Raw genomic sequence first — 26,730 nt, 5'->3', positions numbered from 1 at the left:
GAGCTGGTGGTGGAATTATGATAATTGGAAGTTGTAAAGTATATTTAAATGTTCCTTTTTCGCACTCATTAAAAGAAAAGAGAACTGTAGTGAAAAGCATAATTGATAAAGTGAAGCATAAATTTAATGTAGCTATCGCGGAAATTGAAGATCAAGATGTACATCAGAGTATAGTAATTGGGTTAGCGGTTATAAGTAATAATAGTGCTCATGCTAATTCTATGATACAAACTATCGTAAATTATATAGAAGAAAATACTTCGGCAAATTTACTAGATACATATATTGAAATTATTTAAATAAATAACAAGTGAGAAAACTTTACTGTTTTCCGAAATAAATTTAAATTTAATAATAATTATTTTGGTAATGAAATATTCTTATATGAAGGTATTGGGACGTTTTTAATTTTAAAATGTCGAAGGGAAATTTAAAAATGTCGATTGTTAAGGTGCATGATTTAATTTTTTAAAAATTTCTTAATATAAGCATAATTTTGATAAAAAACATATTGCATTTTTTGTTAGGCAACATTATAATTAAAATATAAACTGTAAATAAGAAATAAAACTGAATAGTGCATAAATAGAGGCGCATGTAAAGTGGTAATTTATAGATGTTAAGGAGAAGAACCTTCAATGCTATAAATGAAGTATTTATATGCCGAAAGGATATACGTGTTCTTATGTATATTACTTGGGGGTAGAGTAAAATATTCTACAACTGCCATAATTCTATGGTGAGCTATTTATGTGATGAAAAAAATTCATTGCATTAATAGTTGTCCTCTAGGGTGTTTAATGTTTATTAATGGTGTTGAATTTTTCGATGCCATTTTTTTATTTTGTCTAAACATTATTATTTAAGTACATATTAAAAATTTAATTACTAAAAGACTTGGTAAACATAATTATATATTTAGAGTTTTTAGGGTTTACGCTTTAGCACTTTAATGTAATAGTTTACAAAAATGTTAAAATATCTAATTAAATTTACATAATATTATGAAAAAGTTCATCGTTTGATGCAAATGATGATTAAATAGTTAAACATATTCTAGAGGAGATAATTTAAGGAGGAGAGAGAAAAATGAAATCATTAATCAGATTAAGAATGAGCTCTCATGACGCTCACTACGGTGGAAATCTAGTTGACGGAGCAAGAATGTTACAATTATTTGGAGATGTAGCTACTGAGTTACTAATCCTAAATGATGGAGATGAAGGTTTATTCAAAGCTTACGACAGTGTTGAATTTTTAGCACCAGTTTATGCTGGAGATTATATCGAAGCAGTAGGTGAAATCGTACAAGTTGGAAACACTTCAAGAAAAATGATATTTGAAGCAAGAAAAGTAATAGTACCAAGACCTGACATAAATGATTCAGCATGTGACTTATTAGAAGAACCAATAGTTGTTTGTAAAGCAAGCGGAACTTGTGTAGTTCCAAAAGATAAAAAGAGAAAGTAATCATAGACAGAAAATTGCAGGAAATCCTGCAATGTATTTGTTAAATATTTAACGATAGTTAGTTAAATTAAGTAAATATAACTCTATATGGAGGTATAAGATTATGGAAAAATTAATAATAACTGCAGCTATTTGTGGAGCGGAAGTTACAAAAGATCATAACCCAAATGTTCCTTACACTGTTGAAGAAATTGGAATAGAGGCTGAAAAAGCTTATAAAGCAGGTGCTAGTATTATTCATCTGCATGTAAGAAAAGATGATGGAACGCCAACTCAAGACAGAGAAAGATTTAGACAGTGTATGGAAGAAATCAGAAGAAGATGCCCAGATGCTATAATTCAACCTTCAACAGGTGGAGCAGTTGGTATGAGTAATGAAGAAAGATTACAACCAGTTGATTTAGCACCAGAAATGGCTACACTAGATTGTGGAACTTGTAACTTTGGTGGAGATGAAGTTTTCGTTAATACTGAGAATACAATAAAAGCTTTCGGTGAAAAGATGATCCAAATGGGAGTAAAACCAGAACTTGAAGTGTTTGATAAAGGCATGATAGACATGGCTATAAGACTTCATAAAAAAGGCTACATAAAAGCACCAATGCACTTTAGTTTTGTTATGGGTGTAAATGGTGGAATATCTGGAGAGATGAGAGATTTCTTATTCATGAAGGAGAGCATTCCAGCAGGAAGTACTTTTACAGTAGCAGGAATAGGAAGATACGAGTTTTCATTAGCTACAATGGCAATCTTAACTGGTGGCCATGTTAGAGTGGGTTTTGAGGATAACATATATGTAGAAAAGGGAGTAATGGCTGAGTCTAATGCAGTTCTTGTAGAAAAGGTTGTTAGAATAGCAAAAGAACTTGGAAGAGAAATTGCAACTCCTAAAGAAGCTAGAGAAATCCTAAACTTAAAACCATTAGAAGTATAATAAATATTTTATTTATCGTTGAAAGGGGTCTTAAAAATGAAAAAAGGATGTAAATATGGAACTCACAGAGTTATAGAACCAAAATCAGTATTACCACAACCAGCGGTGAAAATTGATAATGACATGGACATTTATGATAACGAAATTTTAATCGATGTTCAAGCTTTAAATATCGATTCAGCAAGCTTCACTCAAATTGAAGAAGAAGCTAATCATGATATTGAAAAAATAAAAGCAAAAATCCTTGAAATCGTTGCTGAAAAAGGAAAAATGCAAAACCCAGTTACAGGATCAGGTGGAATGCTTATAGGAACAATTGAAAAAATTGGAGAAGCATTAGAGGGAACAACTGACTTAGTAGTTGGAGATAAAATTGCTACATTAGTATCACTTTCATTAACTCCACTAAGAATTGATGAAATAATAGATATTAAACCAGATATCGATAGAGTTGAAATCAAAGGAAAAGCTGTTCTTTTCGAAAGCGGTTTATATGCAAAACTTCCAAAAGATATGGAAGAAACATTAGCATTAGCTGCATTAGATGTTGCAGGAGCACCAGCTCAAGTTGCTAAACTTGTTACTCCAGGACAAACAGTTTTAATACTAGGAGGAGCAGGAAAATCAGGAATGCTTTGCTGTTATGAAGGCGTTAAGAGAGTTGGACCAACTGGAAGAGTTATAGCTCTTGTAAGAAATGAAGAAGAAGCTTCAAGATTAAGAAGATTAGACTTTGGATCAAGACTAATTATAGTTATTGGAGATGCTACTAAACCAGTAGATGTTATGAATTTAGCTAAAGAAAATAACAACGGTAAAGAAGTTGATGTTTCTATCAACTGCGTTAACGTAGCAAACACTGAAATGTCAACTATATTACCAGTTAAAGATGATGGTATAGTTTACTTCTTCTCAATGGCTACAAGCTTTACAAAAGCAGCATTAGGAGCAGAAGGTGTAGGTAAGGACGTAACTATGATTATAGGAAACGGATACACTAAAGGACATGCTGAAATAACTCTTGAAGAGTTAAGAGAAAATGCAAACTTAAGAAAAATGTTTGAAGAGCTATACGTTTAATTAAAACTACACTTTAAATTAAAATAAAGTATGAAAATACATTAAATTATAAATTCGGGGGGAAAGTAAAATGATTAATCGTAGACATGAATTATTTCCAAATGTAACTGATGAGCAATGGAATGACTGGAAATGGCAAACAAGAAATAGAATTGAAACTTTAGAGGATTTAAAGAAGTATGTTCCTCTAACTGAAGAAGAAGAAGAAGGAGCTAAAAAATGTCTTCAAACATTAAGAATGGCTATAACTCCTTACTACTTATCATTAATCGATCCAACTAACCCAGAGGATCCAGTGAGAAAGCAAGCTATTCCAACAGGATTAGAGACACACCAATCTGCTGCGGATTTAGAAGATCCACTTCACGAGGATACAGATTCTCCAGTGCCAGGATTAACTCATAGATACCCAGATAGAGTATTATTATTAATCACTGACCAATGTTCAATGTACTGCAGACACTGTACAAGAAGAAGATTTGCTGGACAAAGTGATGATTCAATGCCAATGGAAAGAATCGACAAAGCTATCGAGTACATCAGAAATAATCCAGTAGTAAGAGACGTTCTTTTATCTGGTGGAGATGCACTATTAGTTAATGATGACACATTAGAATATATCATCAGCAAATTAAGAGCAATACCACACGTAGAAATTATAAGATTAGGATCAAGAGTACCAGTTGTTATGCCACAAAGAATAACTGATGACCTTGTAAATATGCTTAAAAAATATCACCCAATCTGGTTAAACACTCACTTTAATCACCCAAATGAAGTAACTGAAGAAGCTAAAGAAGCTTGTGCTAAAATGGCTAATGCTGGTATTCCACTAGGAAACCAATCAGTTCTTTTAAGAGGAATAAATGATTGCGTACATGTAATGAAAGACTTAGTACACGATCTTGTAAAAATTAGAGTTAGACCATACTACATTTACCAATGTGACTTATCATTAGGACTAGAGCACTTCAGAACTCCAGTTTCTAAAGGTATAGAAATCATTGAAGGTTTAAGAGGCCATACTTCTGGATACTGTGTACCAACTTTCGTTGTTGACGCTCCAGGCGGTGGTGGAAAAACTCCAGTAATGCCTAACTATATAATTTCTCAAAGCCACGATAAAGTTGTTTTAAGAAACTTTGAAGGAGTTATCACAACTTATTCTCAACCAACAAACTACACACCTGGATGTACTTGTGATGTTTGCACTGGTAAGAAAGCAGTTCATAAAGTTGGTGTAGCAGGCCTTCTAAATGGGGAAAAATTAGCTCTTGAACCAATGGGACTTGAGAGAAATGAAAGAAGCGCTCACTAATTTCTTGCAGAAATAAGAGAGCTTTGGAAATAAAATAATTTCAGAAATCGAGTGATTTTATGAATGAAATTTTAAAGTTAATAAAATCCTATGACAGTGTATCTATCATAGGAATGAATAAAAATGTAGGTAAGACTACTACTTTAAACCATATATTGAAGGAAGCCAGGGGTAATTTATCCCTTGGGCTTACTTCTATAGGACGCGATGGGGAAGAGATAGATAGAGTTACCGCTACAGAAAAACCAAAGATATACATTGAAAAGGGCACTGTTTTAGCCACGGCAAAACAATGCCTATTTAATAGTGATATTACGAGAGAAATAATTAAAACCACAGGAATTCATACTCCTATGGGTGAAGTAATAATATGTAGAGCAATAAGTGATGGTTATGTTGATTTAGGGGGGCCATCCCTAAACACATATCTAGCCAATATACGAGAAGAACTTTTATCTCTTAACTGTGATCTAGTTATAATTGATGGAGCATTAAGCAGAAAGACTTTTGCTTCACCCGCCATAACGAAAGCAACTATCTTATCTACTGGTGCAGCCCTATCAAGAAGCATGAGAAAAGTTATAGATGAAACTAAACATACAGTAGAATTACTGAGTTTGCCTAGCGAAGAAGATGAGATCATCATTAATCTATCTAAAGAAATTGTTAATGAGGGTAGAATAGGATTAATTTATGAAGATAACACTTATAGAACATTAGAAGTTTTAACCGCCCTAGAAGCTTCAAAAGAAATAGTAGAGGCTCTAGATAAAACTGTAACTTATGTTGTTATAAAAGGAGTTATCACTGATAAGCTGATAGAAAATGTTATGAAATCCACAAATCTTTATAAAAATGTTACCTTTTTAGTGGAAGATGGTACAAAAGTGTTTTTAACTAGTGATACACTTTATAAGTTTCAAAAACAAGGTGGCGTTATAAAGGTTATTGATAAGATTAATGTTGTCTGTGTTACATCTAATCCAAAGTCACCATATGGCTACGAGTTTCCTAAGGATAAGTTTTTAACTGGCCTAAGAGAAGTTTTAAATGTACCAGTGTTTGACGTGATTGGAGGTTCATAATATGAAATTTTTAGATAAAGAACAACGTGAGCAAATTGGCTTTTCTTTCGTAATGGATGAATTAGAAATAACTACTTTCTATGGTATGGAAGAGAAAAAACTCTTGAGACCATATAAAATTACAGAAAGAGAAGAATTAGAAGAAGAATTAGGAAATATAGAAAAACTCATAAGGGCTTTAAACAAATATTCTTGTGAATTTGGGGATATTGGAAGGATATTATGTAAGATAAAGGACATTAAAGCATCGGTAAAAAGATGCAAGGAAAAAGAGACCCTAGATGAAGTAGAGTTGTATGAAATAAAATACTTTTCAATTATAAATGAAGAATTGAGAAGTATTTTGGATTTCCTAGACCTAGATATTGATAAAATTAAATTGGATTCTTTAAAAGATGTGGTTGATATTTTAGATCCACAAAAGAAAAGTATGTCTACTTTCTATATTTATGATGAATATAGTTTGCAGCTTAGGGATATAAGGGAACAAAAGAGACAAAAGGAAAAAGAGATTTTCGGGTCTAAAGATGAAGAAGAAATAGCTAAACTTAAAGAGCAGCGTTTAGATTTAGTTATTTTAGAGGATGAAGAAGAGTTAAAAATAAGAAGAGAATTGACTGAGAAACTTTCTACTTATTCTAAAAAAATAGAGAAAAATTTAAAGATTATTGGTGTACTTGATTTATTAATTGCTAAAGCTAAACTTGCAATAAAATATGGTTGTGTTAAACCTAGCATATCACAACATAAGAATATAAAGCTTAGGGATGCCTTTAATCCTGAAATTAAGAATATTTTAGAGAAGAAGAGTAAAGCATTTACTCCTGTAAGTATTGAACTTACTGCTGGTACCACAGTGATCACTGGTGCCAACATGGGTGGAAAAAGTGTTGCTTTAAAAACCCTTGTTTTAAATTTGTTTCTTGGCGAAATGGGATTCTACGTGTTTGCTAAGAAAGCAACTTTTCCAATATTAGATTTTATATATTTTGTTTCTGATGATATGCAATCAATATCTAAAGGTTTAAGTACTTTTGGAGCAGAAATTATAAAGCTAAAGGAAGTTGTGGAATGTGTTAAAAGAGGCGATGGTTTTGTAGCTCTAGATGAATTTGCTAGAGGTACTAATCCTAAAGAAGGATATTATTTAGTTAAATCTCTTGCCACATATCTTACAAAATTTAAAACTGTAAGTGTAATTTCTACCCACTATGATGGGGTTGTAGAAGATAACATGGAGCACTATCAGGTTACTGGGCTTAAAAATGTAGATTTTCAAGGATTAAAATATAAGATAGACTTGAATAAAACTCATTCTGTAGAAATAATTCAAGAACATATGGAATATAAACTTGAAAAGGTTTCAAAAGAGAATAAAGTGCCTAAAGATGCACTTAATATTGCAATGCTCCTAGGACTTGAAAAGGACATAGTTAATATTGCGAAAACTTATTATGATGAGGAGGATAACCATGGAAAGTAAATTAAATTTAAATTGGGAAGTGGTTTCAAAAGCAAGAGAGTCAGCTAGAAGAATAGCTGAAGATACTCAAACTTTTATAGATAAGCATACAACTGTTGCTGTAGAAAGAACGGTGTGTAGATTATTAGGAATAGATGGTGTAGATGAGTTTGGAGTACCACTACCAAACGTAGTAGTTGAAAATATAAAAAATGGAAATGGCTTAGCATTAGGAGCTTCAATGTTCATTGGAAATGCTATGATAGAAATGGGATTAACTCCACAAGAAATAGCTGAGAAAGTAGCAAAAGGTGAAGTTGATTTAACAAAATTACCAATGCACGATGCATTTGAAATTAAAATGGCTGTTGATAAAGTAGCAAAAGCTACAGTTGCAACAATAAAAGCTAACAGAGGAAAAAGAGAAGAGTATCTTGGAAGATTCGGTGATAAGCAAGGCCCATACCTTTATGTTATCGTTGCTACAGGAAACATCTATGAAGATATAATTCAAGCTAAAGCTGCCGCTAAACAAGGCGCAGACGTTATAGCTGTTATTAGAACAACTGGACAAAGTTTACTTGACTATGTTCCGTTTGGCGCTACTACAGAAGGTTTCGGAGGAACATTTGCAACACAAGAGAACTTCAGATTAATGAGAGCAGCTCTTGATGAAGTGGGTGAAGAATTAGGAAGATACATAAGATTATGTAACTATTGTTCAGGATTATGTATGCCAGAAATTGCTGCAATGGGAGCTTTAGAAAGACTTGATGTAATGCTTAATGACGCATTATACGGAATATTATTTAGAGATATCAACATGCAAAGAACAATTGTTGACCAATATTTCTCAAGAATAATAAATGGATTTGCTGGAGTTATCATAAACACCGGAGAAGATAACTACTTAACAACTGCAGATGCTGTAGAAGAAGCGCACACAGTACTTGCATCTCAAATAATCAACGAGCAATTTGCATTATTTGCTGGTCTTCCAGAAGAGCAAATGGGTCTTGGTCATGCCTTTGAGATAGATCCAAAGGTTGAAAATGGTTTCTTATTTGAGCTTGCTCAAGCACAAATGGCTAGAGAAATATTCCCTAAAGCACCACTTAAATATATGCCACCAACTAAGTTCATGACTGGTGATATATTTAAAGGTCAAGTTCAAGATGCATTATTTAACATGGTTACAATTATGACATCTCAAAAGTTACATTTATTAGGAATGCTTACAGAAGCTATTCACACTCCATTTATGAGTGATAGAGCTATTTCTATAGACAATGCTCAATATATCTTCAACACTATGAAAGACCTTGGTTCTGAAATCACTTTCAAAGAAGGTGGAATCATGCAAACTAGAGTTAATGAAGTTGTAAATAAAGCTGCTGACTTAATTCAAGAAATTGAAAAAGAAGGCTTGTTTAGAACTCTTGAACAAGGTAAATTTGCTGGTATCAAAAGACCACTTACTGGTGGAAAAGGACTTACTGGCGTTGTAGAGATTGAAAATGCATATTTCAACCCATTCATAGAATTAATGTTAGGAGGTAACAAATAATGAGCGGCGGATTATATTCAACTGAAGTAAGAGACTATGACACAAATTTGGATTTAACTAAGCTTAAGCCTTACGGAGATACTATGAATGACGGTAAAGTTCAAGTGAGTTTTACTTTACCAGTTAAAGATGATGAAAGAGGAATAGAAGCTGCAGCACAATTAGCTAAAGCTATGGGTTTAAAAGATCCTAACGTTGCTAATCATCAATCTCTTGATGAGGAATTTACTTTCTATGTAGTATATGGTTCTTTACAACATACTGTAAACTATGAAGAGATTCATGTTCAAACAGTAGAAGTTGATACTATGGATATGAAGCAGGTTGCTGAATATATCAAAGAAAACATTGGAAGAAAAGTTACTATTATCGGAGCTTCTACAGGAACAGATGCTCATACTGTTGGTATAGATGCTATCATGAACATGAAAGGTTTTGCAGGACATTACGGTCTTGAAAGATATGAAATGATAGAAGCTTACAACTTAGGAAGCCAAGTTGAGAATGAAGAATTTGTGAAAAAAGCTATAGAGCTTAAAGCAGATGTATTGCTTGTTTCTCAAACAGTTACTCAAAAAGATGTACACATTCAAAACTTAACTAACCTAGTAGAGCTTTTAGAAGCTGAAGGAATTAGAGATAAGGTAATATTAGCTTGTGGTGGACCAAGAATATCTCATGAACTTGCTAAAGAACTTGGATATGATGCAGGTTTTGGACCAGGAAAATATGCAGATGATGTAGCATCCTTTGCAGTTACAGAAATGGTAGCTAGAGGCTTAAATAAATAATTTTAGGGCACAGAACTTAGATTCTGTGCCTTTTTTATTTTAATATGAGGTTATAAAAAATGTGTAGTTGCAAGAATTAAAAAATTTAATTACAGTAAGAAGTGCATATAAATATTTGCTTTTCTTTCAATGGTTCTTACAGCTATTAGTGAAACTTATATTAAGTACTTAATATAGACTTTTTTACTTTCAAAATATTTTTTTGTAAAAAGTGATGAATAATGTAAATCAGTGTAATAATATGTAGTTTTTCGCACATAATAACATTAGAAATAAATATTAATAAACTATTAATTTTATAGATGTCATAGTATAAAGTTTATTTATAGTTATTTCAAATATAGTTAGTTAGGATGATGAAATGTGATAATGCACACTTCTATTATTAAACGGTATATTCAAGATTTAAGAAAGAAATTCCTTTATAAAAGAAATGAATATGGATTAAGCATCATTGAAGGTGATAAGGAAAAATATGATTATTTTAACTTAGTAAACGATATTGAGTTATTAGTGAAAAGATTTTCCTTTCTTATCATAAAATCTGCAGGTCAAACGGAATCTAATAGAAATCTTTACTACGCGAAGATAGGGAAAGGTGAAAAGAAAATATTCTATAGTGGAAGCCATTCAGGAAATGATTGGCTTACTTCTTTGATGCTAATGAAATTTGTAGAGGACTTATGTATTTGTTATGAATACAATAAGTCCTTTAGTAAGGTACTTATAAATGATATTCTTAATAAATATACTTTTTATATAATGCCCATGGTAAATCCTGATGGGGTGGAGTTAGTAGTCAATGGTCTAAAGAAAGATAATGTGTATTATGAGCAACTATTACAATGGAACAATAATAGTTTTGATTTCTCTAATTGGAATGCGAATATAAGAGGAGTAGATTTAAACTATAATTACGATATATATTGGAATAAGCGGAAAGCAAAGGAACCAAATATAGGCATATTTAAACCTGGGCCTCAAAATTATTGTGGTGAAATGCCAGAAAGTGAGGCTGAAACAAAAGCTATAGTGAATTTAATAAATAATGAAGAGTTTTCAATGGTTGTTTGCTATCATAGAGAAGAAAAGGCGGTTTATTATCTAAAAAAACAGCAAAGTAAATTGATAAATCTTAAATACCTAGTAAGTGATAAACGTGTGTATTCAATGGGGAAGAAAACTAGTAGTGAACATGAAGGATTTACATATTCTAGTTTTAGGGAATGGTTTAGAGCGGAATTTGATAAGCCTGCTATAACTATTGGAATTGAAGACGATGTTGAGTTTATAAGCGATTCTATAAACTTTACAAAACTATACAAACAAAACATAGAGAGGCTTTTGAGTGCCTCTATTATAGTGTAGGTGTAATGAGTATTAAAAATTGTTCTAAAAAGCAGAGGGAAATGTAAAAATTTATTATAAAGCTCTACAAAAATCAAAATCACCTATAAAGATTTTTATAGGTGATTTTTCCTCGATGAAATAAATGTCATAAGTATATGTCATAAGTATATGTCATTAGGTTACACTAGAGTTTCCCATTGATTATAAAGCTCTTGAAGTTTCTCTTCTAACTCAGAAATATATTTATTTACTTCCATACTTCTTTCAGGATTGGAGTATACCTCTTCGAGGCATAATTGACTTTGAAGGTCTTCTAAATCCCGTTCTAGGTTAGAAATATCATCTTCAACATTTTTAACAAGAGATTTTTTTTCCTTTTCAGCTTTCTCCAATTCCTTTTTCTTCTTTTTATCAAGTTTTATTTGAGTCTTAGTTAGACCATCATATTCTTCTTCTAACTGGAATCTAAGTGGATTTTTCTTCTTTTCCATATAATACGTGTAGTTACCTAAAAACTGTTTGATACCATCCTCAGTAAGTTCGAAGATTTTGCTTATAACCTTATTTAAGAAATATCTATCATGTGAAATTACAAGAATTGTACCATCATAGTTCATAATAGCATCTTCCAAGGCTTCACGCGACATTATATCTAAGTGGTTTGTAGGTTCATCTAATAAAAGAAAATTAGACTTGGATAACATTAGCTTTAGGAGGTTAATTCTACACTTTTCTCCACCACTAAGTGTGGATATTTGTTTGAATACATCCTCTCCTGTGAATAAAAATGCAGCTAAAGCAGTCCTTATATCTGTAGTAGTCATGTGTGGGAAATCGTCCCATACTTCATCTAAAATAGTTTTATCAAAGTTTAGGTTTGATTGTTCCTGATCGTAATAACCTAAAAATACATTTTTGCCTAGAACCTTAAACCCAATATCTTCTTTAATTTCATTCATAATAATTTTAAATAAAGTTGTTTTTCCTCGGCCGTTTTCACCTATAAGTGCAATTTTATCCTCTCTTTTAACATCCATATTTAGACCTTTAAATAAAAGTTTTTCGCCAAATGACTTAGAGAGATCCTCTATATAAAGAACATCATTCCCACTTTTAATTTGAGTTTCAAATCTGATTTTTGATCCCTTTTGTTCCTTATTAGGTGCTTCGATTCTGTCCATTTTATCTAAAGCCTTTTGACGACTTTCAGCAGCCTTTACACTTTTTTCTCTATTAAAGGACTTATATCTTGCTATAATTTCTTCCTGCCTTTTAATCTCACCTTGTTGAAGATTATAAGCTTTTAAAGCCACCTCATAGTTTTGTTTCCTTAACTCTATAAAGGTACTGTAATTTCCGTTGTAGGACTCTATAATGCCATTAATGAGCTCTAGCGTTCTATCGGTTATGGCGTCAAGGAAAAATCTATCGTGGGATATGACAATAATTGTTCCTTTATAAGATTTCAAATAATCCTCTAACCATTCAATGGCATCTAAATCAAGGTGATTTGTAGGCTCATCTAATAGAAGAACATCTGGAGCGGTTAAAAGTAACTTACACAAAGCAACCCTAGTTTTTTGACCACCGCTTAATATGCTTATTGATTTACCGTAATCCTCTTCACTAAAGCCAAGACCTTTCAAAATTCTACTTATTTCACCTTTATAGGTATAACCACCGTTATTTGTATAAACCTCAGATAAAGTTGTATATTCTTTGATTATTTTATTATGATAATCCTCCTTAGAAGAGTCGTAGGGTTCATTCATCTTTTCTTCTAAGGCTTTAAGTTTTTCTTCCATTAATAATAAGCTATTAAATACAGTTAAAACTTCAGTATAAATGGAGTTTTCTGATTCTAGTGCTAGACTTTGAGATAAATATCCCAATTTTTTAGATTTATCTATGAATAATTCTCCACTGTCTTGCTCAGTTTGAGAAGTTAATATTTTAAATAAAGTAGATTTTCCTGCACCATTTGCTCCGATTAACCCTATCTTTTCTCCCTCGTTTATGTTAAACGTGATATTTTTTAATATAATATCGATACCAAAACTTTTGTGAATATCTTTGCAGCTTAAAACTATCATGTTCATCACCATCCTCGCTTATATATTTTACTATTATTAAGCTACTTTTTGTAGTTAAATTTATTGTATATTGCAAAAAACAAGTAAGTAATAAAATTATTTATTAGAATATAAGACTTTTATGTTTAAAAAAACAAAAAAATGAAAAAATTACAGATGAGAAAAATGTTTGAGAAGTATATTTTATAACAAATAAGATTCATTTTATTTGTTAAGAAAATAAGTAACATTATTATTTGTAATTGTTTAGATTTAAGGTGATTTATACATAATACTGAAGTGTAATTAAAAAGAAGATATTAAAGTATTTTACAAAAAAATATAGATTGCATTATAGAATAGTGATATAATATATAATTGAGAGTTAATACATATTTATACATAATTCTCATTATTATTTAAGCTACACTAAAAAATCTACAATATGTTATGAATTATAGGGATTTTATATAATAAATAATACTAAAGATAATATTTTAACTAACAATAACACATAGTATAAATAGTTTACATTTAATAGTAGTATTATTCTTATATACTACATAAAGTGTACTGAGAATTTACACAAAGAGTATGGGTGTTAATAAATTTACAGATAAATTATAAATTTATTGTACAGACTTAATTAACGGATGAAATTTATGAATTAATAGGCGAAGGTTAAATAATAAATATTAGGTTAGGGGTGGACATAATGGAAAGAAAAAGGAATATTTCTATGGCAGTTATTAAAAGATTGCCCAAATATTATAGATACTTAAATGAACTTGTGAAAAATGATGTAGATAGAATATCTTCTAAGGAATTAAGTGAAAAAATTGGATTTACTGCATCTCAAATTAGACAAGATTTAAACTGTTTTGGAGATTTTGGCCAACAAGGTTATGGTTATAATGTTAAAGAGCTATTATATCAAATTGCAGGGATTTTAGGATTAAACAAGGAATACAATATGGTGATTGTAGGTGCAGGTAATATCGGTCAGGCTATAGCCAATTACACAAAGTTTGACAAAATGTCCTTTAATTTAAAAGGCATTTTTGATATTAATGTAAAACTTATAGGTTTAAAAATAAGAGATATTGCTATTGAGGATATAGATGAATTAGATGGTTTCTTGCAAAATAATACAATCGACATAGCAATTATTTGTGTTCCAAAGAATAGAGCTCAAAGTGTTGCTGATGTAGTAACTAAAAATGAAGTTAAAGCTATATGGAACTTTGCTCCAATTGATTTGAAAGTACCACAGGATGTTATTGTGGAAAATGTTCATTTAAGTGAAAGTCTTATGACTCTAAGCTACTTGCTAAATGAACAAGACCAGGGATAAATCACATATTTGAGTTTCATTTTAAGTTAATGTTACTAAGATAGGAATTTAAACCATTTATTTTAATGTGGAACCTTTTAACATACAGTACAATAATCTACAATCTTAGAACTACATATTATCAAGTGTAGGAGTACGATGGCATTTAAAAGAAATCCTTAGATTTAATATGAAGATTTAAATTCAAAAAACTTTAAATATATATTGAAATGTTATTAGATACCATATATAATAATAATTGAGGCTGAAGAGCTTCAATTATTTTTATTTTTACTTGTTACGTAATTAACAAGTAATGCAGGAAAAAAATCACGGGGAGATGGAAAGATGAATTACAATAATATCATCCTTGAAAAAGAGGGAAATTTAGCAATAGTTAAAATTAATAGACCTAAAGCATTAAATGCTTTAAATTCAGAAACTTTAAAAGAATTAGATAATGTTATTGATACTATTGCAAATGACAGTGAATTATATGTAGTTGTTTTAACTGGTGAAGGAAAAGCTTTTGTAGCTGGAGCCGATATATCAGAAATGAAAGATTTAAATCCAATAGAAGGAAGAAACTTTGGAATGCTAGGAAACAAAGTTTTTAGAAAACTAGAAAACTTAGATAAACCAGTTATTGCTGCAATAAACGGTTTTGCACTAGGTGGTGGATGCGAACTTTCAATGGCATGTGATATGAGGATAGCATCAACTAAAGCTAAATTTGGTCAACCTGAAGTAGGGTTAGGTATCACACCTGGGTTTGGCGGAACTCAGAGATTATCTAGACTTGTTGGAGAAGGAATGGCAAAACAACTAATATACACAGGTGATATTATTACAGCAGAAGAAGCTTTAAGAATTGGTTTAGTGAATAAGGTTGTAGAACCAGAAACTTTACTAGATGAAGCTAAAGCTATAGCAAGTAAAATATCAAAAAATGCACCTATTGCAGTTAAGTTATGCAAGACTGCTATAAATAAAGGAATGCAAATGGATATTGACAATGCTATCATGTATGAAGCAGAAGTATTCGGACTTTGCTTTAGCACTGAAGATCAAAAAGAAGGCATGACTGCTTTTGTTGAAAAGAGAGATAAGGATTTCAAAAATAGATAATTTTAACCATGCTTTAGAGGCTAGCGTCCTAGCCTCTAAAATAAAAGTTTACTTATAGGATAAATAGCGCTAATTGAAAAAGTGCCTTATTGAAGGCAACTCTTAATTGTTAAAAATATAACTTAAAATGGATAAATTATAGGAGGTAAGAAAATGAACTTTTCATTAACTAAGGAACAAGATTTTGTAAGAAAAATGGTAAGGGAATTTGCTGAAACTGATGTTAAGCCCATTGCCGCTGAAATAGATGTTACTGAAAGATTCCCAATGGAAAACGTTGAGAAAATGGCAAGATATAATATGATGGGTATTCAATTCCCAACTGAATTTGGCGGAGCGGGTGGAGATAACCTATCTTACGCAATAGCTGTAGAAGAACTATCAAGAGTATGCGGAACTACAGGAGTTATATTATCAGCTCATGCTTCATTATGTGCTGCTCCAATATATAGCTTTGGTACACAAGCACAAAAAGAAAAATACCTAACACCACTTGCTAAAGGTGAAAAGATTGGTGCTTTTGGATTAACAGAGCCAAACGCTGGAACAGATGCTGCAGGACAACAAACAACAGCTGTTTTAGAGGGAGATAACTATATATTAAATGGTTCAAAAATATTCATCACTAACGGTGGAGTTGCTGACGTATTCATAGTAATGGCTATGACAGATAAATCAAAAGGAACTAAAGGAATCTCTGCTTTCATAGTTGAGAAAGAGTTCCCAGGATTCTCAATTGGAAAAGTTGAAGAAAAATTAGGAATAAGAGCATCTTCAACAACTGAGTTAGTATTCGAAAACTGTATAGTTCCAAAAGAAAACTTACTTGGAAAAGAAGGACAAGGATTTAGAGTTGCAATGCATACTTTAGATGGCGGAAGAATTGGTATAGCTGCTCAAGCGTTAGGAATTGCTCAAGGAGCACTAGAAGAGTCAGCTAACTACATGAAAGAAAGAAAACAATTTGGAAAGCCACTTTCTGCATTTCAAGGTTTACAGTGGATGATTGCTGAAATGGATGTTAAAGTTGAAGCTGCAAGATTATTAGTATACAAAGCTGCTTACAACAAAGATAAAGGTCTACCATACTCTGTAGAAGCTGCTAGAGCTAAATTATTTGCTTCAGAAGTAGCTATGGAAGTTACAACTAAAGCAGTTCAAATCTTTGGTGGATATGGATATACAAAAGAATACCCAGTTGAAAGAATGATGAGAGATGCTAAGATAACTGAAATTTACGAAGGAACTTCTCAAGTTCAAAGAATGGTTATCGCAGGAAGCATATTAAAGTAGGAGGTAGTGAAAGATGAAAATAGTTGTTTGCGTAAAACAAGTTCCAGATACAAATGAAGTTAAAATAGATCCAAAAACAGGAACTCTTATAAGAGATGGTGTTCCTTCAATAATAAATCCAGATGATAAAAATGCTTTAGAAGAAGCATTAAGATTAAAAGATGAACATGGTGCTCATGTTACTGTTGTAACAATGGGACCTCCACAAGCTAGAGTTGCTTTAGAAGAAGCATTAGCAATGGGAGCAGATGAGGCTATATTAATTACAGATAGAGCTTTCGCAGGAGCAGATACTCTTGCAACATCTCATGCTTTAGCTGCTACTATTAAAAACTTAGAATACGATATAATATTTGCAGGAAGACAAGCTATCGATGGAGATACAGCACAAGTTGGACCAGAGATTGCTGAACATTTAAACCTTCCACAAATAACTTATGTTGAAGAAGTTAAACCAGAAGAGAATGGATTAAAAGTTAGAAGAGCTTGGGAAGATGGATATGAGTACATTAAAGTTCAAACTCCAGTACTTTTAACAGCTATCGAAACTTTAAATGTTCCAAGATACATGAACATTAAAAATATATTCTCAATGGCTAAAGAAAAAGAAATTAAAGTGTGGAGCGTTAATGATATTAAAGTTGACGTGGCAGTTTTAGGTCTTAAAGGTTCACCTACAAAGGTTAAAAAATCTTGGGCAAAAGAATCTAAAGGACAAGGCGAAATATACAACGTATCACCAAAAGAAGCTGCTGCAATCGCACTAGCAAAACTAAAAGAAAAACACTTCATCTAAGATATAAGTAGGAGGGAAATACCATGAATATAGCAGATTATAAAGGAGTTTGGGTCTTTGCAGAGCAAAGAGACGGAGAGCTTCAAAATGTAGCATTAGAATTATTAGGAAAAGGTAGAGAAATAGCTGATAAATTAGGAGTAGAGCTTACTGCATTACTTCTTGGACATACAAACATAGATGCAATGGCAAAAGAGTTAGGAGCATTTGGAGCTGATAAAGTTCTAGTTGCAGATCATGAGCTATTAAGCCATTACACAACTGATGGATATGCAAAGGTTATTGCTGATGTAATTAATGAGAAAAAACCTGAAATAATGTTCATAGGCGCTAGTTATATCGGAAGAGACTTAGGACCAAGAGTTGCTGGGAAATTATCAACAGGTCTTACAGCTGACTGTACTTCTTTAGATATAGACGAAACTAACAATAACTTATTAATGACAAGACCAGCTTTCGGAGGAAACTTAATGGCTACTATCGTTTGTGGAGATCATAGACCACAAATGTCAACAGTAAGACCAGGAGTTTTTGAAAAGTTAGAAAAAGATGAAAATAGAAGCTTCCAAATAGAAAAGGCTAATGTAGTATTATCTAAGGAAGATATAAGAACTGAAGTTTTAGAAGTTGTTAAGGTTATTAAAGAAGTAGGAGATATTATCGAAGCTGACTTTATCGTATCTGGTGGTAGAGGTGTTGGTTCTAAAGAAAACTTCTCAGTTTTAAAAGAACTTGCTGATGCTATGGGCGGAACTGTAGCTGGTTCAAGAGCTGCTGTAGATAATGGTTGGGTTGATAAGGCTCTTCAAGTAGGACAAACAGGAAAAACTGTTAGACCAACAATCTATGTAGCTTGTGGTATTTCAGGAGCTATTCAGCACTTAGCTGGTATGCAAGATTCTAACTTTATTATTGCTATAAATAAAGATGCAGACGCACCAATCATGAAAATGGCTGACGTTGCATTAGTTGGAGACTATATGAAAATAGTTCCTGAATTAACAGCACAATATAAGGCAATGAAAAAATAATAATTACTTGATATTTTACCCCAATATTTTTACAGTATTGGGGTTTAAACTATTAAAAATCAATAATTCATTTTGTTTAAACACTTTAGTTAGAGAATAATTAAATTAAAATAAAGTTATAAAAAGTAGCTATAATTTAAAGAAGGTTTAAGTGTTAATCTTCTAAAAAATTAATAAAGTTTATAAAAGTGCTATAAATTATGAGAAATTATGTTAATATAGTTATATAAATTTATATAACTATGTGCACAAAACTTGAATATGGGTAACATGGAACACTTGCAGTAAGGGATATATTAAAAAATATCTGCGTAAGTTTTTTTATTTAAAAAATTTTTGTAATGAACAATTTAGATACTAATAAAACTTGAAGTTACTAGTAATGAGTTCGGAAGTATACAAGTGATTTTAGGTGTTATGATTAAGTAGAACTAAAAGTGCTATATCGGATACTTAAAATAAAATAAACTAGTTATTTTCAACATGTGTAAAGCTAATTTTAAATTTTATAAATTAATAAAGAGGTGTTGTATAATGGAAAAAATTTGTGTTCTTGGTGCTGGTACTATGGGAGCTGGAATAGCTCAAGCTTTCGCAGCTAAAGGTTACGAAGTAATAATAAGAGATATAAAAGATGAGTTTGTGGATAAGGGAATATCAGGCATAAAAAAGGGCCTAGATAAACTTGCTGCAAAGGGAAAAATCACTAATGAGGAAGTAGAGGCAATACTATCAAGAATTAGTGGAACTACAGATTTAAATTTATTAGATGATGTAGATTTAGTAATAGAAGCTGCTGTAGAGAAAATGGATATTAAGAAACAAATATTTGCAGACCTAGATAGGATTTGCAAGCCAGGAGCAATTTTAGCTACAAATACTTCATCACTTTCCATAACTGAAATAGCTACAGCTACTTCAAGACCTGATAAAGTTATAGGAATGCACTTTTTCAACCCAGCAACTATAATGAAATTAGTTGAAATCATTAGGGGAATGGCAACTTCTGAAGAGACTTACAATGCAATAAAAGAAGTAACTTTAGCAATTGCAAAAGAGCCTGTAGAAGTTGCAGAAGCACCAGGATTCGTAGTTAATAGAATATTAGTTCCGATGATTAATGAAGCTGTGGGTATCCTTGCAGAAGGTATTGCTAGTGTAGAAGATATTGATAAAGCTATGATGCTTGGGGCAAATCATCCAATGGGACCATTAGCGTTAGGGGATCTAATTGGACTTGATGTATGCCTTGCAATAATGGATATATTATATAAAGAAACTGGAGATACAAAATATAGAGCTCACAGTTTATTAAGAAAATACGTTAGAGCTGGATATCTTGGAAGAAAATCAGGAAGAGGATTCCACAATTACGCAAAATAATATGTAAACTAAAGTTAATTCTTTTCAGTAAAACTCTAGATTTTTATCTAGAGTTTTTTCTATAAAATGAAGAGTTTATCAATTTTATACTAATGGTATAGTAAAATGCCATTAACATTGATTATAAATTAAAATACTTATATTTTTGATTATAGATAACCAATTTGGATATGTTATAATTAGAACATATTGTAATATTTATAAGGTTTTTCGATATATGTGTTAGGAGTATAGCATGAAGATAGTTTGTTCAATGGGACCAAATGTAAAAGAAAAGATAGATATAGATAATTTAGCTAGTGCCGGAATGAATATGATGAGATTTAATTTTTCTCACATAAATTATGAGTTAGCAAAGGAATTAATGATTTATGCTAAGGAAAATTATCCACAAATACCAATAATACAAGACCTTCAAGGAAATAAATTGAGAATATCTTCATTACTTAAAAGAACTATCAGGGTTCACCCAAATGAAGAAATTTTCTTTTGCAGTGAGGAGTTTTATTCTAAAAATTATAATAGTAGTGAAAGTTATATTTTGATTCCTGTAAAACTAGAAGGTAAATTCTCCTTACTATATGAATCAAAAAATATTTTAATGAAAGATGCTACTATGATGTTTAAGGTTGATAGTAGAATAAAGGACAAGGAGTTAATTAAGACTACTGTAGTAAGAGGCGGAATTATAAGGGGAGAAAAGGGTATAAATGTACCTAACATAGATAGAAGAGGAATGGGACTAACAGGTAAAGACAAGAAAGATATATTATTTGGACTTAAAAATAAGGTTGATATTATATGCCTTTCCTATGTTACTTCTGAGAAGAATATAAATGAGTTAAAGACATATATAAATAAATTAATAAAAAATAATCCGCAGTACAAGAGCCCGAAAATATGGGCTAAGGTTGAATGTAAAGAAGCTATAAGGAATTTCCATCAGATACTTAAAGCTGTGGATGGAATAATGCTAGGACGCGGTGATTTGTCTGCAGAAGTGGAGATAACTGAAATGCCGAAAATACAATCGCAGCTAATGAATATTATGAAAAAAAGTAAAAAAGAGTTTATTATTGCAACATACATATTAGAATCAATGAAGTATTCCACTGTACCTAATGTGGCAGAAGTAAATGAAATATATAATTTTATAAGTAATCAGGTTTCAGGAGTAATGCTTGCAGGGGAAGTGTCTGTAGGAAAGTATCCGATAGAAACAGTTTCTTTGTTAAAAAGAACCATTGATAGATATAAGTAAAAAAAGTAGCAATATTTAGTAAGCATATTATGTTATATTATAATGTTTTACGACTTTTTTCAGGGTTTTTAAAATATTCACACATTCTACACTATGTTCATGTTGACTATAATTGATTTAAATTATAAAATATATGTGTAAAGAAAATACTGTGTGGATGAGGGTTATTGGAGATACCTCGTAGAGGTAACCGTAGAAGAAATGAATAAACAATGCTATGATTTATTCAGAAGCTTTCAGGTAAGATACAATAATCAGACACAACCCTGGAGAGAGCCTAAAATGGACATCGAAGAAGAAACTTAAGGAATTTTAAGGAGTACCTTAAGAACCTTAGGGAAACTTTCAGATAAAAGGACAGGATGTAAATAGCATTATTTTTAATGTAGTTTTGCAGATTGTCTGTTTTTTTATGTTAAAAATTAAACAAATATTTAATTCATTACACAAATGTTTAGATGTGGAGGAAAGTATTATGTATAAAATTGTTGAGAAAAAGGTTTTGACTCCTGTAATTTTCATGATGAAAATTGAAGCACCAAGAGTAGCTAAATCTGCAAAACCAGGTCAATTTATTATCATTAGAATGGATGAAAAGGGAGAAAGAGTACCATTAACTGTTTGTGATACAGATGCGGCAAAGGGCACAGTTACTATTGTAGTTCAAACAATGGGTTGCACTACGAAAGAAATGGCAAACTTTGAAGTAGGAGATAGCTTCTATGATTTTGTTGGTCCTTTAGGAATGCCATCAGAACTTCTTCATGAAGACATGGAAGAATTAAAACAAAAAAATATAATGTTTATAGCTGGAGGAGTTGGTACAGCACCAGTTTATCCTCAAGTGAAATGGTTACATCAGCAAGGAATAAAAGCAGATGTTATCATGGGATACAAAACTAAAGATATGGTAATTTTAGAAGAAGAAATGAAAGCAGTTGCAGGAAATGCTTATGTGACTACTGATGATGGTACTCATGGCTTCAAAGGATTAGTTACTGAAAAGTTAAAAGATCTAGTAAACAATGAAGGAAAGAAATATGACTTAGTTGTTGCTATTGGTCCAATGATCATGATGAAATTTGTATGTAAGTTAACAGAGGAATTAGGAGTAAAAACTATAGTAAGTTTAAACCCAATTATGGTAGATGGAACAGGTATGTGTGGTGCTTGTAGAATTACTGTAGGGGATGAAACTAAATTTGCTTGCGTTGATGGTCCAGAGTTTGATGGACATAAAGTTAATTTTGATGAAGCACTTAAGAGATTATCAATGTACAAAGATGAAGAGATAGTTAAAGATACTATGAAGCCAGGTTGTGGAAGAGGAGGAAATGCATAATGGATAGAATGAAGAAAACTCCAATTGCAGAGCAAAATGCAAAAGTAAGAGCTGCAAACTTCGAAGAGGTTTGCTTAGGATATACAGAAGAAGAAGCAATTCAAGAAGCATCAAGATGCTTAAATTGCAAGAATAAGCCTTGTGTTGGTAAATGTCCAGTATCTATAGATGTACCAGAGTTTATTCAACATGTTAAAAATAAAGATTTTGAAGCAGCTGCTAAGGCATTAGATAAATATACTGCACTTCCAGCAGTTTGCGGAAGAGTATGTCCTCAAGAATTACAATGTGAGAGTAAATGTGTTCTTGGAATAAAAGGAGAATCAGTAGCTATAGGTAAACTTGAGAGATTTGTAGCTGACTGGTCAAGAGAAAACAATGTAGATTTAACAAAAGAAGTTGAGAAAAAGAATAAAAAAGTAGCTGTAATAGGATCAGGCCCTGCAGGAATAACTTGTGCTGGAGACCTTGCTAAAATGGGTTATGATGTAACTGTATTTGAAGCATTACATGAGCCAGGTGGAGTTTTAGTATATGGAATTCCTGAGTTCAGATTACCGAAGGATACAGTAGTTAAACATGAAATAAACAACCTTAAAAAATTAGGCGTTAAGATTGAAACGAATGTTATTGTTGGTAGAACTGTTACAATTGATGAATTAATTAGTGAAGAAAAATTTGAAGCAGTATTTATAGGTTCAGGTGCAGGTCTTCCAAAATTCATGGGAATACCAGGAGAAAACTTAAATGGAGTATTCTCTGCAAATGAATTCTTAACAAGAAACAACTTGATGAAAGCCTTTAAGAAAGAGTATTCAACACCAATAAAATCTGGTAAGGTTGTTGCTGTAGTTGGGGGCGGAAACGTTGCTATGGACGCAGCAAGAACGGCATTAAGACTTGGTTCAGAAACTCATATTGTATATAGAAGAAGTGAAGCTGAACTTCCAGCAAGAGTAGAAGAAGTTCATCACGCTAAAGAAGAAGGAATTATCCTTGACCTTCTTGTGAATCCAACTGAGATTTTAGGAGATGAAAGAGGTTGGGTTAAAGGTATGAAGTGTGTAAGAATGGAACTTGGGGAACCAGATGCATCTGGAAGAAGAAGACCACAAGAGGTTCCAAGTTCTGAGTTTATCTTAGATTGTGACACAGTTATAATGTCACTAGGAACATCACCAAATCCACTTATTCCTGCAACTACTCCAGAGCTTGAAATAAACAAATGGAAGTGTATAGTAGCAGATGAAGAAACTGGACTAACATCTAAAGCAAGAGTATATGCTGGTGGAGATGCCGTAACAGGTGCAGCTACAGTTATACTTGCTATGGAAGCTGGTAAAAAAGCGGCTAAAGCTATAGATGCTGATCTTTCTAAATAAATAATAAAGCTTTATATATAAAGGTCACCTAAAGGGTGGCCTTTTATGCTTTAACTCCCTAAGTATTTTAGAAGTATTGAAAATCAATATAGATTTAAATGGAATAATTTGTGACATTAGTGCTGAGAATAGTCTTAGTGCTAATTTTTATGTTATTTTAACGAATTTAAGTTTACGCAATTAGTTTTCGATATTATTATAGAATTATTAATTAGAAAAATTTACATATAGAATGGAGTGATAAAGTGGATTTTAAAGAAGTGGTGGAAGAAGAAGGTAAGGTTATTTTAAAGGAAGTACAAAGTTTTGAACTACCTCATATATTTGATTGTGGGCAATGTTTTAGATGGCATAGGCAAAAAAACAACAATTATATAGGGGTAGCCTTTGGAAAAGTCATAGAAGTAGAAAAAAATGGTAATAATATAATAATATATAACACCAATCTAGAAGATTTTAATAGTATATGGTGTGATTATTTTGATTTAAAAAGAAATTATAGTAAAATTAAGGATGAACTTAGCAAAGATCCTCTTCTTAAAAAGGCAGTAGATTTTGGTTATGGAATAAGATTACTACAGCAAGAGCCCTTTGAAATATTGGTATCCTTTATAACTTCTGCCAACAATAGAATACCAATGATAAAGAGAGCTATTGAAAATATAAGCAAAAAGTACGGAAATCCTATAACATACAAGGATAATACCTATTATACATTTCCGTTGCCAGAAGCTTTAAGAGATGCACAAATGGAAGAAATAGAAGCATTGGGAGTAGGGTTTAGAGCAAAGTATATAATAGATGCTATTAAGAATGTTTGTGAGGGTATTTATGACCTTGAAGAGATTAAGAGTTTAAATGATGATGAATGCCATGAAGGCTTAAAGAAATTTAATGGCGTAGGTCCTAAGGTTTCCGATTGCATAATGTTGTTTTCTATGGAAAAGTATTCTGCATTTCCTGTAGATGTTTGGGTAAAAAGAGCTATGCAATTTTTTTATTTAGCACCTGATGTATCATTACCTAAAATAAGAACCTTTGGAAGAGATAAATTTGGCACACTTTCTGGATTTGCACAACAATACTTATTTTACTATGCTAGAGAAAATAATATTAAAATTGAGTAAGGCTACTTAATAAAATAGCTAGTAAGTGTGATATTCCATTGGTTGAAATTCTGTGAGCAAAGCCTACTGAAAGAAACTGATTAATAGGGCCTCTGCTTTCCTTTCCCATGGAAAATATCCACTTATCTTTGATTTGTTATTTTTAAATGCCTAATAGGAGAAACCTATGAATAAGATTAAAAAATCACTATTATTTGTAGTAGAAAAATTTAAAGAACATAGATTTAAGTTGTTTTTAGCCATTATTATAATTCCGTTACTCATTGCAGGATATGAGCTGTTTTTTAAGCATTCAACTATGTTTCAAAATCCTGAAGAACTTAAGAAGTGGATATTATCTTATGGACCTTTCAGTGTGTTAATGTTCGTCGGAATTCAAATTATTCAAGTAGTAATTTTCTTTATTCCAGGAGAAGTAACTCAAGTAGCTGGAGGGTATATTTTTGGTACTTTTTGGGGAAGCATACTATCTAGTGCTGGAATCTTAATGGGTAGCACTATTGGGTACTTGTTTGCAAAGTATTTTGTAAAAAAACATGTAATAAAAATGATTGAAAAAAAGGGACTTAAAAGATTTAAAAAAGTACTTGATGCAGGTAGTAGCAAGAGTGTAATACTTATAATTTACTTAATTCCCGGAATACCTAAGGACGTACTAGTATATGTTGCAGGGGTTTCTAATGTGAGCTTGGTAGATTTCATAATTTATTCCTCCCTTGGGAGATTTCCATGGGTGCTTATGTCTGCTTATTTTGGGCAAGGAATACATATGGAAAATTATACAGTAATGATTATAATTGCTGTTGTAGCAGTTACATTATTTGGAGTAGGAGTATGGAAAGGGCATGAAATTATAGATTTTTTCCATAGAATACATCAACCAAAACATAAACAATGATAATGTGTGAAAGAATTAGAAAATTAAAGATAATTTCATATAATGACTTAATTTCGCACATAAAATAGTGTAATAACTCTTGATAATAATGGAAGTTTTCTTTATCATAAATATTGTAATTAGCACTCAATAATGATGAGTGCTAACAAGGACATTGTATATTTTCAAATTTATATAAACATAAATTTAAGGAGGTTTTTTTATGAGTATCAGACCACTTGGAGACAGAGTTGTAATTAAAAGATTAGAAGCAGAGGAAACCACTAAGAGTGGAATAGTTCTAACGGGAACGTCAAAGGAGAAGCCACAGGAAGCAGAAGTAGTAGCAGTAGGTCCAGGAAGCTATGTTGATGGTAAAGAAGTTAAAATGGAACTAAAAGTAGGAGATAAGGTGTTATTTTCTAAGTACTCAGGAAATGAGATTAAGTATGAAGGTACAGAATACATTATTTTAAGACAAGATGACATATTAGCAGTTATAGAGTAATACTAATGTTAATATTTTAACTGCATTGTAGTGACTTAAAAATGTTATCTAATAAATGATAATAAATTTAAATAGTAGTTGAACTAAATGAATGAACTTTGATAAGTGTAAATATTCTTTCAAAGTTTTGAAAATAAGTC

Annotated in this window: 23 protein-coding genes and 2 riboswitches; of the genes, 22 read left to right on the top strand and 1 reads right to left on the bottom strand. The window is 31.6% G+C overall.

All coding sequences use genetic code 11. The features are described from left to right. Window positions 1-17: 17 nt before the first annotated feature. From RR409_RS00570 to RR409_RS00525, 10 genes are all read left to right on the top strand, one after another. A complete protein-coding gene (locus tag RR409_RS00570; RefSeq protein WP_332555764.1) occupies window positions 18-299 on the top strand; it encodes a DUF503 domain-containing protein in 282 nt (93 codons plus the stop codon). Between the two features lie 279 nt (window positions 300-578). Beyond that, a riboswitch (Lysine riboswitch) is annotated at window positions 579-755 on the top strand. A gap of 334 nt (window positions 756-1,089) precedes the next feature. Next, window positions 1,090-1,470: a hotdog domain-containing protein gene (locus RR409_RS00565; RefSeq protein WP_332555763.1), complete on the top strand. Its 381-nt coding sequence runs from the start codon at window positions 1,090-1,092 to the stop codon at window positions 1,468-1,470. Between the two features lie 103 nt (window positions 1,471-1,573). Next, window positions 1,574-2,404, top strand: coding sequence for a 3-keto-5-aminohexanoate cleavage protein (locus RR409_RS00560; protein ID WP_332555762.1), 831 nt, complete (start codon window positions 1,574-1,576; stop codon window positions 2,402-2,404). A gap of 36 nt (window positions 2,405-2,440) precedes the next feature. Beyond that, window positions 2,441-3,484: an L-erythro-3,5-diaminohexanoate dehydrogenase gene (locus RR409_RS00555; RefSeq protein ID WP_332555761.1), complete on the top strand. Its 1,044-nt coding sequence runs from the start codon at window positions 2,441-2,443 to the stop codon at window positions 3,482-3,484. Window positions 3,485-3,554: 70 nt separating this feature from the next. Beyond that, a complete protein-coding gene (gene ablA, locus RR409_RS00550; protein WP_332555760.1) occupies window positions 3,555-4,802 on the top strand; it encodes a lysine 2,3-aminomutase in 1,248 nt (415 codons plus the stop codon). A gap of 59 nt (window positions 4,803-4,861) precedes the next feature. Further along, window positions 4,862-5,887 (top strand): hypothetical protein, encoded by a 1,026-nt coding sequence (locus RR409_RS00545; RefSeq protein ID WP_332555759.1) that lies wholly within the window; start codon window positions 4,862-4,864, stop codon window positions 5,885-5,887. Between the two features lies 1 nt (window position 5,888). Further along, window positions 5,889-7,370 (top strand): hypothetical protein, encoded by a 1,482-nt coding sequence (locus RR409_RS00540; RefSeq protein WP_332555758.1) that lies wholly within the window; start codon window positions 5,889-5,891, stop codon window positions 7,368-7,370. Beyond that, window positions 7,360-8,916: a lysine 5,6-aminomutase subunit alpha gene (locus RR409_RS00535; protein WP_332555757.1), complete on the top strand. Its 1,557-nt coding sequence runs from the start codon at window positions 7,360-7,362 to the stop codon at window positions 8,914-8,916. Before RR409_RS00540 ends, RR409_RS00535 begins: the two co-directional genes overlap by 11 nt. Continuing rightward, window positions 8,916-9,707 (top strand): OAM dimerization domain-containing protein, encoded by a 792-nt coding sequence (locus tag RR409_RS00530; protein ID WP_332555756.1) that lies wholly within the window; start codon window positions 8,916-8,918, stop codon window positions 9,705-9,707. The genes RR409_RS00535 and RR409_RS00530 overlap by 1 nt, the downstream gene beginning before the upstream one ends. Before the next feature lie 369 nt (window positions 9,708-10,076). After that, entirely contained in the window at window positions 10,077-11,075 is a 999-nt protein-coding gene (locus RR409_RS00525) for a M14 family zinc carboxypeptidase (protein ID WP_332555826.1), read from the top strand. 161 nt (window positions 11,076-11,236) lie between these two features. On the opposite strand, the gene RR409_RS00520 is transcribed toward RR409_RS00525, so the two are convergent. Next, complete coding sequence (locus RR409_RS00520; RefSeq protein WP_332555825.1) at window positions 11,237-13,150, bottom strand: ABC-F family ATP-binding cassette domain-containing protein; 1,914 nt, start codon at window positions 13,148-13,150, stop codon at window positions 11,237-11,239. 694 nt (window positions 13,151-13,844) lie between these two features. Here RR409_RS00520 and RR409_RS00515 point away from each other — a divergent pair. From RR409_RS00515 to groES, 12 genes are all read left to right on the top strand, one after another. After that, window positions 13,845-14,483, top strand: coding sequence for a redox-sensing transcriptional repressor Rex (locus RR409_RS00515; RefSeq protein WP_332555755.1), 639 nt, complete (start codon window positions 13,845-13,847; stop codon window positions 14,481-14,483). Window positions 14,484-14,810: 327 nt separating this feature from the next. Beyond that, window positions 14,811-15,590, top strand: a complete 780-nt coding sequence (locus RR409_RS00510; RefSeq protein ID WP_332555754.1) for a short-chain-enoyl-CoA hydratase — start codon at window positions 14,811-14,813, stop codon at window positions 15,588-15,590. A 153-nt stretch (window positions 15,591-15,743) separates the two neighbouring features. After that, the gene (locus tag RR409_RS00505; RefSeq protein ID WP_332555753.1) at window positions 15,744-16,883 is read left to right on the top strand and encodes an acyl-CoA dehydrogenase; all 1,140 of its coding nucleotides are present in this window, start codon (window positions 15,744-15,746) and stop codon (window positions 16,881-16,883) included. Between the two features lie 13 nt (window positions 16,884-16,896). Next, window positions 16,897-17,679, top strand: coding sequence for an electron transfer flavoprotein subunit beta/FixA family protein (locus RR409_RS00500; RefSeq protein WP_332555752.1), 783 nt, complete (start codon window positions 16,897-16,899; stop codon window positions 17,677-17,679). Window positions 17,680-17,702: 23 nt separating this feature from the next. Beyond that, complete coding sequence (locus RR409_RS00495) at window positions 17,703-18,710, top strand: electron transfer flavoprotein subunit alpha/FixB family protein (RefSeq protein ID WP_332555751.1); 1,008 nt, start codon at window positions 17,703-17,705, stop codon at window positions 18,708-18,710. A gap of 534 nt (window positions 18,711-19,244) precedes the next feature. Then, window positions 19,245-20,093 carry a 3-hydroxybutyryl-CoA dehydrogenase gene (locus RR409_RS00490; protein ID WP_332555750.1) on the top strand — a complete coding sequence of 283 codons (849 nt, stop codon included), beginning with the start codon at window positions 19,245-19,247 and terminating at the stop codon, window positions 20,091-20,093. A gap of 235 nt (window positions 20,094-20,328) precedes the next feature. After that, the gene (locus tag RR409_RS00485) at window positions 20,329-21,354 is read left to right on the top strand and encodes a pyruvate kinase (RefSeq protein WP_332555749.1); all 1,026 of its coding nucleotides are present in this window, start codon (window positions 20,329-20,331) and stop codon (window positions 21,352-21,354) included. 256 nt (window positions 21,355-21,610) lie between these two features. Further along, window positions 21,611-21,725: riboswitch (glycine riboswitch) on the top strand. A 104-nt stretch (window positions 21,726-21,829) separates the two neighbouring features. Next, a complete protein-coding gene (locus tag RR409_RS00480; RefSeq protein ID WP_332555748.1) occupies window positions 21,830-22,696 on the top strand; it encodes a sulfide/dihydroorotate dehydrogenase-like FAD/NAD-binding protein in 867 nt (288 codons plus the stop codon). Next, window positions 22,696-24,078, top strand: a complete 1,383-nt coding sequence (gltA, locus tag RR409_RS00475; RefSeq protein ID WP_332555747.1) for an NADPH-dependent glutamate synthase — start codon at window positions 22,696-22,698, stop codon at window positions 24,076-24,078. The genes RR409_RS00480 and gltA overlap by 1 nt, the downstream gene beginning before the upstream one ends. 245 nt (window positions 24,079-24,323) lie before the next feature. Further along, the gene (locus RR409_RS00470; RefSeq protein WP_332555746.1) at window positions 24,324-25,205 is read left to right on the top strand and encodes a DNA-3-methyladenine glycosylase; all 882 of its coding nucleotides are present in this window, start codon (window positions 24,324-24,326) and stop codon (window positions 25,203-25,205) included. A 166-nt stretch (window positions 25,206-25,371) separates the two neighbouring features. Then, the gene (locus tag RR409_RS00465; RefSeq protein ID WP_332555745.1) at window positions 25,372-26,103 is read left to right on the top strand and encodes a TVP38/TMEM64 family protein; all 732 of its coding nucleotides are present in this window, start codon (window positions 25,372-25,374) and stop codon (window positions 26,101-26,103) included. Between the two features lie 202 nt (window positions 26,104-26,305). Then, window positions 26,306-26,590, top strand: coding sequence for a co-chaperone GroES (gene groES, locus RR409_RS00460; protein ID WP_332555744.1), 285 nt, complete (start codon window positions 26,306-26,308; stop codon window positions 26,588-26,590). The last annotated feature ends 140 nt before the right edge of the window (window positions 26,591-26,730 follow it).

The sequence above is a fragment of the Clostridium sp. genome, from assembly GCF_036642255.1.
Taxonomy (GTDB): domain Bacteria; phylum Bacillota; class Clostridia; order Clostridiales; family Clostridiaceae; genus Clostridium_J.
Note: the sequence above shows the minus strand (reverse complement) of the source record. Positions and strands in the feature narration are given on the sequence as shown.